Source organism: Janthinobacterium kumbetense (genome assembly GCF_023703445.1).
Classification (GTDB): domain Bacteria; phylum Pseudomonadota; class Gammaproteobacteria; order Burkholderiales; family Burkholderiaceae_D; genus Janthinobacterium; species Janthinobacterium kumbetense.
In genome coordinates this window covers 161,312-175,969 of the sequence record NZ_JAMQGR010000004.1, presented here as the reverse complement: position 1 = coordinate 175,969, position 14,658 = coordinate 161,312, and the positions used below count along the sequence as shown (strand labels likewise).

Genomic DNA, 14,658 nt, shown 5'->3' with positions numbered 1-14,658 from the left:
GCGCGCAGGCTTTGCGCCCAGTCAATACTTGCAGACGCCACAGGTCTACGCTGAGGTTTTCAGGTGGAATACCCCATGGCCAGGCACCATGTCATCAGCACCACCGCGTGCGACGTGTTCTTCAAGCTCGTGGCGCACCAGAAGAGCAGCCTGGGCGCGCGTTTCGACAGCATGATCGTCACCTTCAGCGCCGGTGGCCAGCCCGTGCTGGGCGCCACCCTGCGCAACGCGACAAGCGGCTGCGAACTGCACCGCCTGACCGGCCAGCCCGACGAATGCTGGTGCTGCGGTTATGACGAGCAGCTGGAATTCGTCTCGCAAGCCAACGCACCGCTGGCGCACGCCGACTACCGGCTCACCTTGAGCAATGGCGAAACGTGGACGGGGACGACGGATGCGAAGGGGCGCACAGGGCGTATCGCCAGCAAGCGGGAGGCGCAAATCACCCAGGCCGAATTCCTGCCGCACGCGGATAAATCGCCATGCTGCGCCGCCGCGCCAAAACACGCTGTGCCTGCCGTCAAGGTCGTCCAGCTCGATGGCATCAAGACGACCGACAAGGATGTCGGCTCATCCGTGAAACAGGTCAAAGTGAAGGACAAGGTTCGCCCGCTGACCAGGGGCGAGATCGACATGGCGTGGATGCTGTTCCAGGATGCGATCGACTACGGCAAGGTCAAGGTGCATGGGGAGCCGTATCTATGGTTTGGCTTGCAGCCCAAGAACGTGGCCATGACGCCGGATGGGGAGATGTATTTTCATGTATTGGACTACAAGGAGGACTTTTCCAAAGAAAAAGATAGTCTGAAACACTGGTTTATGCACGAAATGGTTCATGTTTGGCAGTACCAACTCGGATATCAAGTAAAACTGCGGGGAGCCATTCGCTTGGGGCTGGACTACAAATATACCTTGCTCCCCAATCAGAAATTATCCAGCCATGACATGGAAGCGCAAGGTGATTTATTGGCGGACTACTTTGTGCTGAGATTTTTAACTTCCACTCGTGCCATGCGCCAGCAACGCTATAAAAACTCCGGAGAACTGTTTAAAAAGGTACTCAATGATTTTTTTAACGACCGCAAGAGCCCGAAAAACTTGCCTGGTAACGATATTGACCATGAGCCTATATTCGATATTCCCTGACACATGGGCATATTCCCGCATGGCAGAAGCAGTTATCCAGTCGGCGCAGGGCATGCCCTGCTTCTCCATTACAAAAAAAGAAGAGGCACGCAATGGCCTGCCATTTCTTGGCGCACTCATGGTTTCAGACATGTCCGTGCAACCGGTAAAGGAAGTATGGGGGTTCTCCCTGCCGCCAGACATGCCCTTATCCATCCGTGCCAGCACATGCATCCGCTATGGAAACGTGCCTACCGGTGCGACGGGCATACGCGCAGAAAAACTGATACCCGGGCATTTCTATAGCGTATTCCTGAATGGCAGCCCCAAAGATCCGTCCGATCCAACGTATGGCTATCAAGGAAAATTCTGCGTGAAAGCTACGGCTGCTGGCGGTCAGCAAGTCATTCCTATTAACAGCGACATGCAGGAGTGGCGCACTGAAATCTGCCCACCCCATCCATCACGCCCATAATTCGACGTTATTTATCTTCCTCCCCCCGCTGCGCCGGCGCCCTGAACCATTCACCGGGCGGCACCACGTGCGACTCTTTCGGGTCATCGATGTAGTGCGGCGAGGTGATCTGCACGTCGAATTCGTTGAAGACGTCGATGATGTTCTGGTGCAAGCGGTTCAGCACTTCGGCGCGCTGGCGGGGGACTTCGGCGCTGGCGTAGGCGACGAGGCGGTATTGCACATAGTAATCTTGCAGGGCCAGTTGCATCACATACGGTTTCGGCGTGGTGGACAATTCCGTCGTGCGCGACGCGGCCAGTTCCAGCATGGCGTGCACTTGCCGCCATGGCGTGGCGTAGCCGATGGTGACGGTGGAGTCGAGCACGAAGCCGCCGCCGGGCTGGGCGCGCGAATAGTTCTTTGTCGTCTGCGACATCACCCAGGCGTTCGGCAAGGCGACCTCTTCGCCCAGGCCCGTGCGCAGCCGCGTCTCGAACATGCCCACGTCGACCACCGTGCCTTCGCTGTCGCCCACGCGCACATATTCGCCCTTGCGCAGGGCGCGCGTGTACATCAGGATCAGGCCGCTGGCGCCCTGCCCCACGATGCTCGACGCGCCGATCGACACCATCAGGCCCACCAGCACGGATAGGCCCTGGAAAGCGGCCGTGTGCGAGCCGGGCAGATACGGGTAGGCCATGGCCAGCGCGAACAGCCAGATCACCACGCTGGCGATGCGGCGCGTCGGCAGGGCCGTGTCCTTGTCCAGCCAGCCGATTTGCAATTCGCCGCTTTCCACGCGCTTGAACAACGAGGCGGCCGTGGCGGCGATCAGGCGCGCGATGGCGAAGATCACGCACACCAGCACCAGCCCCGGCAAGGCGCCGATGATGGCCTGGAAGACGTCGGCGGCCACGTCGAACAGATAGCCGCTCAGGCTTTCGCCCCACGAGCGCGTGTAGGGCAAGCGGCCCAGCACGAAGGCGGCCCACAGGTACGTGGCCATCAGGCGCAAGCCCCACAGCACGGCGCTCAGCAGTTGATACGCAAAGGCGATGTAATGTTCCGCGTCGAGCACACGCACATTCTTCAGGCGCACGTCGCGCAGGCGCGAGGCCAGCAGGATGCCGCTGCGGCGCTTGGCCCAGTGATACAGGCGCGTCAGCCCCATCCACACGAGCCAGAACACGAGGGTGGCGGCCGCGCACACGGCGGCGGCGATGGCCAGGTAACGCCAGCTGCCCTGTTCGCGGTAATCGAGCACGGCCTTGCTCAACTCGCCGGCCGCCGTTTTCGCCACGCTTTCCGTCGTGTCGCCGGCCAGCTGGTTGACATCGCCAGGCACGACGACGAACAACTGCACGCCGTCGAGCAGCACTTGCGTGCCTTCGGGAATCATGCGCGTGCTCGTCTGCAAGGGGCCATTCTTGGCCAGCACGCCTTCCAGCCGGCGCTGCGCGCCCGTGGCCCGCTCATCGGGCGGATAGCCGGCCAGCGCGGCGCGGAAGACGAACACCTTGCGGTTGGCAAACATCAGCGGCGCCGTCCTGGCCGCCGCGGCCTGCGACGGCGCCACGACGGACGCGGCCTCCGCAACGAGCGCGGGCACGCCATCGTCCGCATGGGCTGCGGGCAGCAGGAAAATGGTCAACAGGCACAACAGGCGGAGCAGCGCGGACATGGCAGAAATGAAAGAGTGACAAGAAGCAGCCATCATGCCATGTAATCCTGGAAACTCAAGCGCAGCAGCTACCGTTCAGCTCGCATCGTGGAAAATGATGCCCAGGGTGTGGCGCAAGCCCGAACGCAGGCGCGACACGCCGTGGCGCATGTTCACGCGGTAACTGCCGCGCATGCCATTCACGGGGCGCTGCGCGACGGGAAAGAGCACGGCGTCACCCTGCGCCAGCGGCACCACTTCGGCGCGCGACTGCATGCGCGGGCGCTGCTCCGTCAGCACGAACTCGCCGCCCGTGAAGTCGTCTTGCGGGCGCGACAGCAGCACGGCCAGTTGCAGCGGAAACACGTGCTCGCCATACAAGTCCTGGTGCAGGCAGTTGTAATCGCCCTCGCGGTAGCGCAGCAGCAAGGGCGTGGGCCGGGTTTGCCCCGCCGCATGGCAGCGCGCGAGGAAATCGGCGTGGCTGGGCGGAAAGCGCGCCTCCAGTCCCATGCTGGCGTGCCAGCGGTTGGCGATGGCCGCCAGCGGCGGATACAGTTCCGTGCGCAAGGCAGCCACGGCGTCCGGCAGCGGGTGCGCCCAATACTGGTACTCGCCTTGCCCAAAACCATGGCGCTGCATCACCACCTTGCTGCGAAAGCGCGACGCATCGTCGTACTGTGCCGCCAGCGCAGCGCATTGCGCGGGATTCAGCAAGCCCGGCACGACGGCGCAGCCGTATTGATTCAGATCATCCTCGATCTGGCGCCAGTCCAGCGCCCTCACCGTTCGCCCTCACGCTCGAGCAGCACCTGTTTGCGCTCCACGCCCCAGCGGTAGCCGGACAGCGCACCATCGTTGCGCACCACGCGGTGGCAGGGAATGGCGACGGCCAGCGCATTCGCGGCACAGGCGCCCGCCACGGCACGCGCGCCTTGCGGGGAGCCGATGCGCCGCGCCAGCTCGGCATAGCTGACCGTGCTGCCGGCAGGAATCTCGCGCAAGGCTTGCCACACGCGCTGCTGGAACACGGTGCCGCGCACATCGAGCGGCAAGTCCAGTCCCAGGCCCGGCGCTTCGACCAGGCCGACGACTTGCGCCACCGTCTGTTCATAGTCGGCTTCCGCGCCGCGCAGCTCGGCTTGCGGAAAGCGGTCCTGCAAGTCGCGCAGCAGCACTTCCGGGTCGTCATCGATCAAAATCGCGCAAATGCCCTTGGCCGTGCTGGCCACGAGGATGGCGCCCAGCGAGCAGGCGCCGATGGCAAAGCGGATCACGGCGCCGCTGCCGCCGGCGCGAAACGCGCCCGGCGTCATGCCCAGCAAGCCCGGCGTGGCGGCATACAGGCGGCCGCTGGAATTGAAACCGGCCGCGTACAAGGTCTCGGTGACGTTGCCCGCCCCCTGCAAGCCGGCCTTCAGGCGCTCGCCGCGCCGCGCCGCCGCATACGCTTTCGGCGTGATGCCCGTGTGCGCCTTGAAGACGCGGTGAAAGTGAAAGCGGCTCAGGCCGGCCGCCTGTGCCAAGCTGTCCAGGTCGGGCAGCTCGTCGCTGGCGTCGATCAAACGGCAGATGTCGGCCACGATGGCCGCCTGGCGCTGGGCCAGCGGCGGCAGGTTGGGCTTGCAGCGCAGGCAGGGACGAAAACCGGCCGCCTCCGCCTGCTCGCATGTGGCGTGGAAAGCCACGTTGCGGCGCAAGGCGGGGCGCGCCGCGCAGGATGGCCGGCAATACACGCCCGTCGTGCGCACCGAATAGTAAAAGACGCCGTCGGCGTCGGCGGCGCGGCGCTGCAGGGCGTCCCAGCGCTCGTCGTCGGTCAGGTATGAGTGAGGCATGTCGGACTCCGTGCTTGTGATTGGCAAGTCTCCAGCATAGCCAGCGCCTGGGCGCACCACACTCCGGCGCTTGCTTTTGAATTCAAAAAAGGCTGGCGGCGCCTGCCTTGCTCGGTGCTAAAATCGGCCATCGCGCCTCCAGCCGGCGGCGCGCCCTGCCCGTGCCCCGGAGAAATCGCATTGGACGACCACAATACACAAGAAAATACGCCCATTTTCCAGCGCATCAAGGATTTTCTGCTGGCCGGCATCGCCGCCGGACGCTGGAAGGAAGGCGACGTGATTCCCTCCGAGCAAGCCTTGGTCAAACAATTCGGCGTCTCGCGCATGACGGTCAACCGCGCCGTGCGCGAACTGACCAGCGAGCAGGTGCTGACGCGGCGCCAGGGTTCCGGCACCTATGTGGCGCAGCAAAAATATCAGGCGACCTTGTTGGAAATCAAGAGTATCGCCGATGAAGTCCGGGCGCGCGGACATATCCACCGCAGCAGCTTGCAATTGCTGGAACGCACCAAGGCGTCCGACTTGCTGGCCAAGCAATTCGGCCTGCCGCCGGAACACCCGCTGTTCCATTCGCTGATCGTGCATTTTGAAAACGGCGTGCCGATCCAGGTGGAAGACCGCTGGGTCAATCCCGAGTGCGCGCCCGATTACATGACGCAGGATTTTTCCAGCATCACGCCAAACGAATACCTGATGGCCGCCGCGCCCCTGCAAGGGGCCACCTACAGCATCGAAGCGCTGTCGGCGCCGCGCGACATCGCCGAAATGCTGGCCATCGACACCAAACAGCCGTGCCTGGTGCTGCGCCGCCAGACGCGCTCGGGCGGCAAGATCGCCTCGATCGCCACCATGTGGCATCCCGGACACCGCTATCAATTCGCCGGCAGCTTTAGCTGAGGCTATCGCCTCGATTGAGTAGCACGATTTCGCGCCAACTTTCTCACGAATTCTCACCAAATCGCGAAAAAAACGGCCATTTCGGGGCAAAAAAAATCCCGTTTTGGCCGTTTCTGAACTTAAATACTCCGAGTAAATATTCGATGCTATAGTTGCCGCCAGAAAGCGCCGCAGGCGTTTATTTGAGCGCGCCTCATGTACTGCCAGCCTAGTCCAATCACGCCCCAGAAAGGGATGCATTTGTCGTATTGCAGCCACACGAGTTTCGGCGCACCACGCCCACGGCGCCCTGCGCTGCGCCGGCTCGCTCGTACGATGCTGGCGGCAGGCATGACACTTTCGCTGCCGGCGCAGGCGGCGGCAGCCGTCATGGCGCCGGCATTGCTGTGGCCGTATGCGGCTGCCAGCGCCACCGCCCTGGCGGGACTGGCTTGCTGGCAAGCCTGGCGCCTGCGCCAGCAGTTGCACCGCCAGCCCCAACCGGCGCAAGCCCAGGCCGAACAGGATGCCGTGCAAGCCTTGCGCGGCGCCACCATGGCCGGCTGGACCTGGCGGCCCCAGTCCGACCGGCTGCAGTTCGCGCCCCAGTACCAGGATGTCCTGGGCGACAAGAATGCCAAACTCGAGCATGCGCTGGCCGACTGGCTGGCCGAAGTCCACCGGGACGACCGCGCGCGCCTGAGCCTTGCCTTCCGCCAGCACCTGGATGGCCAGGCACCCGGCACCTTCAATTGCGAATTCCGTTTGCGCCACAGCGACGGCCACTGGCGCTGGCTGCTGGCGCGCGGCGCCGTCCTGTCGCGCGCCTCGAACGGCGGCGCCACGCAGGCCAGCGGCATCGTCTGCGATATCAGCGAGCGCAAGCAGGACGAGCAATCGCGCATGCGCTCGATGCTGGAAGCGGCGCCCGAAGCCATGCTGGTGGCCGACGTCGAGGGCAAGGTGCATTACGCCAACCAGATCGGCGCGCGCTGCTTCGGCTATCCGCTGGCCGAATTGACAGGTATGTCGCTGGAGCAATTGGTGCCGGAAAGCACGTCCAGCCACTCCGCGGGCGACCCGCAAGGGCGGCACAGCCTGCCGGGCCGGGTGATGATGGCGCGCCGCCGCGACGGCACGCACTTCCCCGCCAAGGTCAGCCTGTCGCCGCTGCGCATGGCGGGCCAGGTGTTTTCCATCGTCTCGCTGCGCGACATGACGCAGCGGCAACGCGCCGAGGAAGCGCTGCACGCCAGTTCGGAACGCTATCGTCTGATCGTGCAGACGGCCGCCGAAGGCATCTGGATGACGGATGCGAACGGCAAGACCACGTTCGTCAACCCGAAGATGGCGCACATGCTGGGCTACACGGTGCAGGAAATGCTGGGCCGTCCCCTGCTCGACTTCATGGACCGCGACAGCCAGTTGCTGATGCAGCGCCGCCTGGCCAGCCACGGCAGCTTCGCCAGCCAGCCGGACCAGGTCGATTTCCGCTTCTTCCGCAAGGATCAGTCCAGCCTGTGGGGCTTGCTGTCGAGCACCAGCATCCAGTCGGACAACGGCGAGCCGGGCGGCACGCTGGCGATGATCACCGACATCACCGAGCGGCGCCAGGCGTCGATCGCCCTGTCGAACTCGAGCCAGCGCATGGCGTCCGTGTTCGGCGCCGTGACGAATGGCCTGGTGGTGCAGGACAGCCACGGCCACATATTGGAAAGCAATGCCGCCGCCGAACGCATGCTGGCGGCCAGTCCGGCCGGCAACAGCCTGTGGCAAGCCATCCGCGAAGACGGGTCCGCCTTCGACCAGCGCAGCCATCCCGTGCACATCACCCTGTCGACGGGCGAAGCCATGCGCGACGTGCTGATGGGCGTGCAGCAGCCCGACGGCAGCCTGTCGTGGCTATCCGTGAATACCGAGGCGATCCGCGATGAATACGGCAAGGTGGGCATGGTGGTGGCCAGCCTGACGGACATCACGTATCACAAGCGCAGCGAGAGCGCCTTGCGCGAGCTCAATGAACATCTGGAAGAGCGCGTGGCGCAGCGCACGGAACAGCTGGACCAGGCCAAGCAAGTGGCCGAAGAAGCGAGCCTGGCGAAGGGACAATTCCTGGCCAACATGAGCCATGAAATCCGCACGCCGATGAATGGCGTGATCGGCATGGCCTACCTGGCCCTCAAAACGGACCTGGAACCGCGCCAGCGCGACTACCTGGAAAAAATCCGCTTTGCCGGCGAACACTTGCTGGGCATCATCGACGATATCCTCGACATCTCGAAAATCGAGGCGGGCAAGCTGGAAATCGAGCATGTCAACTTCAGTTTCGACCACGTCGTGCAAACCCTGATGACGGTGGTGGCGCCGCGCGCCGCCGGCAAGAACCTGGAACTGCTGTTCGAAATCGACCCGCAATTGCCGGCCGTGCTCGTGGGCGACCCGCTGCGCCTGGGGCAAGTGCTGATCAACTACGCCAATAACGCCATCAAGTTCAGCGAACAGGGCAGTATTACCGTGAAAGTGCGCAGGGTGGTGGCGGACGCGAAACACTGCCTCGTGCGCTTTGAAGTGTGCGACCACGGCATCGGCCTGTCGCAGGATGAAATGAGCAAGCTCTTCCAATCCTTCCAGCAAGCCGACACGTCCACCACGCGCGAATATGGCGGCACGGGCCTGGGCTTGGCCATCTGCAAGCAGCTGGCGCAGCTGATGGGCGGCGACGTGGGCGTCGACAGCCGTCCCGGCGCCGGCAGCACCTTCTGGTTCACGGCCAACCTGGGCATTTCCGACCAGGCCGCGCCCGCCATGCTCGACAGCATGGTGCAGACGGCGGCCGCCATGCGCGCCAGCGCCGACGCGGCCCTGGTGATGCGCACGCTCAAGCATGCGCGCATCCTGCTGGTGGAAGACAATACGTTCAACCAGCAAGTGGCGCTGGAATTGCTGGAGGAAGCGGGCGCCTCCGTCTGCCTGGCCAACAATGGCGAGGAAGCGCTCGACCTGCTGCGCCAGACCCAGTTCGACTGCGTGCTGATGGACGTGCAGATGCCGCTGATGGATGGCTTGCAGGCGACGCGCCACATCCGCGCCGACCCGCAGCTGGCGCACCTGCGCGTGCTGGCCATGACGGCCACGGCCACCAGCGAAGACCGCGTGCGCTGCCTGGAGGCGGGCATGGACGATTTCATTTCCAAGCCCATCCAGCCAGCCATGATGTACCAGACCATCGCCAGCTGGCTGCCGGCGCACGAAACACCGCCGCCGCCGGCGCGCAGCCGCGCCGCGCCCGCCTTCAAGACCACCCTGGCGGGCGACCCGCAAGTGATCGACCTGTCCATCCTGGCCAAGTTGCTGGGCTACAACCCGGAAAAGGTGCGCAAATTCGCCTTCAAGTTCCTGCAGACCACGCAGGATGGCTTCGGCGACATCGATGCGGCCCTGGCGCGCGGCGACGTGCACCAGGTGCGCGAACTGGGTCACCGCATCAAATCGTCGGCGCGCACCGTGGGCGCCCTGGGGCTGGCTGAACTGTGCCACAACCTGGAAACCCTGGCGCCGGGCGAACCGGCCGACGAGGCGGAGCGGGCACGGCGCATCGTCACGCGCCTGTGGCCCCTGCTGGAACAGATTACCGAACAAATCATGAATAACACCAGCTTTGCCAATGACGATTAGCTACCGCCAAATTGGATTGCGGCAAGGTATCGGCATCAACAACGATGCATATCAACAGAAAGACATGACGATGAACACTGTATCAAACCAAGCAAGCCGGGAACACAACGAAGCAGGCCTGGCGCCATTGCGCGTGCTGCTGCTGGACGACGACGTCTTCATGCTCGACGTGCTCAGCGACATGCTCGAGCAAATGGGCCAGTTCGATATCCGCTGCGAGTCGCACAGCGAACAGGCGCTGTCGACCCTGAAGCAGCACCAGCCCGACCTGCTGATCTGCGACCTGTCGATGCCCGACATCGACGGCATCGAATTTTTGCGCATGGCGGCGGAAAACGGCTTCCGCGGCGGCGTAGTCCTGCTGTCGGGCCTGCATTCGGCCGTGCGCCTGGCGGCCGAGCGCCTGGCCATGGCCAACGGCCTGCATATCCTGGGCACTTTCCGCAAGCCGATGGAAAGCGCGGAATTGCAGCTGATGGTGAACTTGCAACTGCAGCACTCGGCGCGTCTGGCCAGCGTGCAAGCCTGAGCGCGCAGGCCGGCCGGGAGGGCGGACACGGCGCTGCAGGCCAGCAGGCATGCGGCTTTGCCGCCCTGCCGGCACGCATGGGGACGATATGCCTCAAGTTTTTCTGCAATAATCGCCACGCTTTGAAAAAATGGGTTATTATTTCAGCCATCCCCGCCTGCATACCTCTGGTCGCACCTTCCAAGACATTGAAGTCGTGCCCATTGTCCCCATCTTCTAACTGCATTCCAGGAAGCATGGATGGCGAACCAGCGTATGGTTAATTCCAGGCATTATTGATCCCACCCTCATTTGAGGAAAATATGAGCGAAAATATCAAACACATTAGCGATGCATCTTTTGAAGCAGACGTCCTGAAATCCGATTTGCCAGTCCTGGTCGACTTCTGGGCAGAATGGTGCGGTCCCTGCAAGGCCATCGCCCCGATCCTGGAAGAAGTGGCCAAGGAATACGCCGGCCGCATCCAGATCGCCAAGATGGACGTGGACGCGAACCAGGCAGTGCCTGCCAAGTTCGGCATCCGCGGCATCCCGACCCTGATCCTGTTCAAGGATGGTGTTGCAGCTGCTCAAAAAGTGGGCGCCATGGCCAAGGGCCAGTTGACCGCTTTCGTCGACAGCAACATTTAATGTATGATGGGCAGCGCTGCGCCCGCAGCGCCGCCTGACTGGAACGACCGGGAAGCGGCTTTGCCCTCATTCGTGCACAGCCTTCCCCAATAATTAATCAACGCCACGCAGTCCCCTCCCCTACCTTTACATCCCGTCTCGGGACACTCAACACATATGCATTTATCCGAACTAAAGGCCCTACACGTATCCGCCCTGCTTGAGATGGCGATCGGTCTTGACATTGACAACGCAGCCCGCTTGCGCAAACAGGAGCTGATGTTCGCTATCCTGAAAAAACGCGCCAAGTCCGGCGAACAGATTTTTGGCGACGGCGCCCTGGAAGTGCTGCCTGACGGCTTCGGCTTCCTGCGCTCGCCCGACGCCAGCTACATGGCGTCCACCGACGACATTTACATCTCCCCTTCGCAAATCCGCCGCTTCAATCTGCACACCGGCGATTCGATCGAAGGCGAGGTACGGACCCCGAAAGATGGCGAACGCTATTTCGCATTGGTCAAAGTCGACAAGGTCAACGGCGAATCGCCGGAGATGTCGAAACACCGCATCCTGTTTGAAAACCTGACGCCGCTGCACCCGAACGAGCCGCTGCGCCTGGAACGTGAAATGAATGGCCAGGAAAACATCACCGGCCGCATCATCGACCTGATCGCCCCGATCGGCAAAGGCCAGCGCGGCTTGCTGGTGGCGTCGCCGAAATCCGGTAAATCCGTGATCCTGCAGCACATCGCCCATGCGATCACGGCAAATCACCCGGACATCACCCTGATCGTGCTGCTGATCGACGAACGTCCGGAAGAAGTTACCGAAATGCAACGTTCGGTACGCGGCGAAGTCGTCGCCTCGACCTTCGACGAGCCGGCCACGCGCCACGTGCAAGTGGCCGAGATGGTGCTGGAAAAAGCCAAGCGCCTGGTCGAAATGAAAAAAGACGTCGTGATCCTGCTGGACTCGATCACCCGTCTGGCACGCGCCTACAACACCGTGATCCCTGCCTCGGGCAAGGTCCTGACCGGTGGTGTCGACGCGAATGCGCTGCAACGTCCAAAACGCTTCTTCGGCGCCGCGCGCAATATCGAAGAAGGCGGCTCGCTGACCATCATCGCCACGGCGCTGATCGAAACGGGTTCGCGCATGGATGACGTGATCTTTGAAGAATTCAAGGGTACCGGCAACATGGAAGTGCATCTGGAACGCCGTTTGGCTGAAAAACGTGTCTATCCGGCAATTAACCTGAACAAATCGGGTACCCGCCGCGAAGAATTGCTGATCAAGCCGAACGAACTGCAAAAAATCTGGATTTTGCGCAAGTTGCTGTACTCGATGGACGAGATCGAGGCGATGGAGTTCATTCTGGACAAGATGAAAGCGACGAAAAACAACGCAGAATTTTTCGATATGATGAGACGCGGTGGCTGATTTCCGGGGTCAGACCCGACGGGTCTAGGCGACCCCGTCTGACCCCAGCCCTCCGTTGATCATCCCGCGAAAGCCGCTCATCGAGCGGCTTTTTTATTGCCGTCCGCCGGAAAGCGCTATATAATCGACGGTTGCATTATTTTAAACCCTGGCAAGTGATCGGCAATCGGGTCAAGAAGCAGGACGACCGACGAAGTGCTGTTTGGCTACCAAACTAGAGAGAAGACCATGAAAGTCGATACCCATCCAGAATACCGCGAAGTTGTTTTCCACGATCTGTCGTGCGATTTCAAATTCGTTACCCGCTCGACCATCCAAACCCGCGAAAAAATCACCCATGACGGTAAAGAATACCCACTGGTGAAGATCGAGGTTTCGGCTGAATCGCACCCATTCTTCACGGGCAAGCACAAAATCGTCGATACCGCCGGTCGCGTCGAGAAGTTCCGTCAGAAGTTCGGTTCGGTTGGTTCGAAAACCGCAGTCGCAGCAGGCTAATTTTTGCCGCATTGCGGCAAAAAAGGGCAGCTTCGGCTACCAGAGAAAAGGCAGCTACGGCTGCCTTTTTTGTCTTTGGCCGCTTTACTTTATACTCGCGCATACCCGACGCCATTCGTCGCGTCTTGCCACTATTCTGATACCGATTATCGATGAAGCCAGTCCGCCTTCCCGCCGCCGCCACACTCGCGCTGCCACGATGGGCCTTGTTTGCGCTCGGCCTGCTGTACATCCTGCCTGGCCTGATTGGCCGCGAACCGTGGAAGAACGATGATGCCGCCAGTTTCGGCATCATGTGGACCATGGCGCATGGCGGCCTGAACGACTGGCTGTGGCCCAACGTGGCCGGCCTGTCGCTGCCCGATGAAGGTCCGCTGGCCTTCTGGCTGGGCGCCATCTTCATCAAGCTGTTCGGCTGGGTCGACGGCGACGTCTTTGGCGCGCGCATGTCGACCATCGGCATCTTCGTCGTCAGCACCCTGTCCGTCTGGTACACCGCCTTCAACCTGGGACGCCGCAGCGATGCCCAGCCGCTGCGCCTGGCCTTCGGCGGCCAGCCCGAGCCGGACGACTTCGGCCGCACCCTGGCCGATGCCGCCGTGCTCATCTACCTGGGTTGCCTGGGCCTGCTGCAGCACAGCCACGACATCACGGCCGAAGCGCTGTATGTGTCCCTGATGGCCTATTTGCTGTACCGCGCCGTGCGCTACATGGAAGGCCCGTCCGTGCGCAATGCGGCCCTGCTGGGCCTGGCGATGGGCGGCCTGGCCCTGGCGCGCGGCTGGATCACGCCAGCGGCCCTGAGCATCGCCTTGCTGCTGTGCACTATCTTCCTGCGCCTGCCGTTGCTGCGCAGCATACGCCACCTGGCGCTGGCCATCCTGATCGGCATCGCGCTGACCCTCGTCTGGCTGCTGCCGGGCGAATGGCTGCTGCCGTACGGCCATTCGCCGCTGCACGCCTGGATGGAGTGGAATTGCCGCCAGTTCAGCGCTCCGAGTCTGAAAAGCGTGCAGTATTTCTTGCGTGTCGGCATCTGGTTCTTCTGGCCCGCATGGCCTTTCGCCGCCTGGGCCGTGTACGCCTGGCGCCGCCAGCACCACGTGCTGCACATCGTCGTGCCGCTGACTTTTGTTGCAATGTTAGCAATATTGGGCCTGTGCCACCCCGATCCCGACCCGAGCCAGTTGCTGCCCCTGCTGCCGCCGCTGGCCGTCATGGCCGCGTTTGGCTTGCTGACCATGAAGCGGGGCGCCATCAACGCCATCGACTGGTTCTCCGTAATGGTGCTGACCATCTGCGCCCTCGCGCTGTGGCTGTTCTGGTTCGCCATCCTGACCGGCTGGCCGCCAAAACTGGCGCACAACGCCCTGAAACTCATGCCAGGCTTCAAGCCCGAGCTGGACTTGCTGGCCTTTTTCGTGGCCGCCTGCGTCAGCGCGGGCTGGGTGGCGCTGGTGCACTGGCGCATCTCGCGCCAGCCGGCCGTGCTGTGGCGCGCCGTGGTGCTGTCGTCCGGCGGCCTGATCCTGATCTGGGTGCTGATCATGACCCTGTTCCTGCCGCCGCTGAACTACAGCAAGAGCTACGCCAGCGTGGCGCACCAGATTTCCATCCACCTGCCGCCGGGCAGCAAGTGCATCAACAGCAACGTCGGCGCTGCCCAGCGCGCCTCGTTCGCCTACTTCGGCCACTTGCCGTTTGCCAGCGTGGGGCAGCAGGAATGCGATGTGTTCCTGTTGCAAGACAGCATCAAGGTTCCCGACAGCAAGGAACAATTGCCCGAACACCACGGCGCGGACTGGATCAAGCTGTGGGAAGGGCGCCGCCCCACGGATGACGTGGAACGCTTCCGCCTGTACCAGCGCGTCAGGTAAGCAGCAAAAAAACCGGGCCTTGCCCGGTTTTTTTATGTCCGCAAGCCAATCACTGCCGACAGCAAAAGTGTT

Annotated in this window: 12 protein-coding genes; 9 read left to right on the top strand and 3 right to left on the bottom strand. The window is 62.5% G+C overall.

Translation table 11 applies throughout. From position 1 onward, the window contains the following. Window positions 1–75 precede the first annotated feature (75 nt). Window positions 76–1,146 carry a hypothetical protein gene (locus NCG91_RS14420; protein WP_251350173.1) on the top strand — a complete coding sequence of 357 codons (1,071 nt, stop codon included), beginning with the start codon at window positions 76–78 and terminating at the stop codon, window positions 1,144–1,146. After that, window positions 1,121–1,600, top strand: a complete 480-nt coding sequence (locus NCG91_RS14415; protein WP_251350172.1) for a hypothetical protein — start codon at window positions 1,121–1,123, stop codon at window positions 1,598–1,600. Before NCG91_RS14420 ends, NCG91_RS14415 begins: the two co-directional genes overlap by 26 nt. A 7-nt stretch (window positions 1,601–1,607) precedes the next feature. Here the strand turns inward: NCG91_RS14415 and NCG91_RS14410 are convergent, their stop codons facing one another. The 3 genes from NCG91_RS14410 to ada form a co-directional block, all read right to left on the bottom strand. Further along, on the bottom strand, window positions 1,608–3,263 hold the full coding sequence (locus NCG91_RS14410) for a mechanosensitive ion channel family protein (RefSeq protein WP_251350171.1): 1,656 nt from the start codon (window positions 3,261–3,263) through the stop codon (window positions 1,608–1,610). A 75-nt stretch (window positions 3,264–3,338) separates the two neighbouring features. Continuing rightward, entirely contained in the window at window positions 3,339–4,028 is a 690-nt protein-coding gene (locus NCG91_RS14405; protein ID WP_251350170.1) for a 2OG-Fe(II) oxygenase, read from the bottom strand. Next, window positions 4,025–5,080: a bifunctional DNA-binding transcriptional regulator/O6-methylguanine-DNA methyltransferase Ada gene (gene ada / locus NCG91_RS14400; RefSeq protein ID WP_251350169.1), complete on the bottom strand. Its 1,056-nt coding sequence runs from the start codon at window positions 5,078–5,080 to the stop codon at window positions 4,025–4,027. Before ada ends, NCG91_RS14405 begins: the two co-directional genes overlap by 4 nt. 180 nt (window positions 5,081–5,260) lie before the next feature. Between ada and hutC the strand changes: the two genes are divergently transcribed. From hutC to NCG91_RS14365, 7 genes are all read left to right on the top strand, one after another. Further along, window positions 5,261–5,980 carry a histidine utilization transcriptional repressor HutC gene (gene hutC / locus NCG91_RS14395; RefSeq protein ID WP_070254615.1) on the top strand — a complete coding sequence of 240 codons (720 nt, stop codon included), beginning with the start codon at window positions 5,261–5,263 and terminating at the stop codon, window positions 5,978–5,980. A gap of 330 nt (window positions 5,981–6,310) precedes the next feature. Further along, complete coding sequence (locus NCG91_RS14390; RefSeq protein WP_251350168.1) at window positions 6,311–9,634, top strand: PAS domain-containing hybrid sensor histidine kinase/response regulator; 3,324 nt, start codon at window positions 6,311–6,313, stop codon at window positions 9,632–9,634. A gap of 70 nt (window positions 9,635–9,704) precedes the next feature. Then, window positions 9,705–10,163: a response regulator gene (locus NCG91_RS14385; RefSeq protein WP_251350167.1), complete on the top strand. Its 459-nt coding sequence runs from the start codon at window positions 9,705–9,707 to the stop codon at window positions 10,161–10,163. 302 nt (window positions 10,164–10,465) lie between these two features. Further along, window positions 10,466–10,792 (top strand): thioredoxin TrxA, encoded by a 327-nt coding sequence (trxA, locus tag NCG91_RS14380; RefSeq protein ID WP_077408631.1) that lies wholly within the window; start codon window positions 10,466–10,468, stop codon window positions 10,790–10,792. 156 nt (window positions 10,793–10,948) lie between these two features. Continuing rightward, entirely contained in the window at window positions 10,949–12,211 is a 1,263-nt protein-coding gene (rho, locus tag NCG91_RS14375; RefSeq protein WP_034746249.1) for a transcription termination factor Rho, read from the top strand. A 228-nt stretch (window positions 12,212–12,439) separates the two neighbouring features. Further along, on the top strand, window positions 12,440–12,709 hold the full coding sequence (locus NCG91_RS14370; protein WP_034746247.1) for a type B 50S ribosomal protein L31: 270 nt from the start codon (window positions 12,440–12,442) through the stop codon (window positions 12,707–12,709). Window positions 12,710–12,861: 152 nt separating this feature from the next. After that, entirely contained in the window at window positions 12,862–14,586 is a 1,725-nt protein-coding gene (locus tag NCG91_RS14365; RefSeq protein ID WP_251350166.1) for an ArnT family glycosyltransferase, read from the top strand. Window positions 14,587–14,658: the final 72 nt, after the last annotated feature.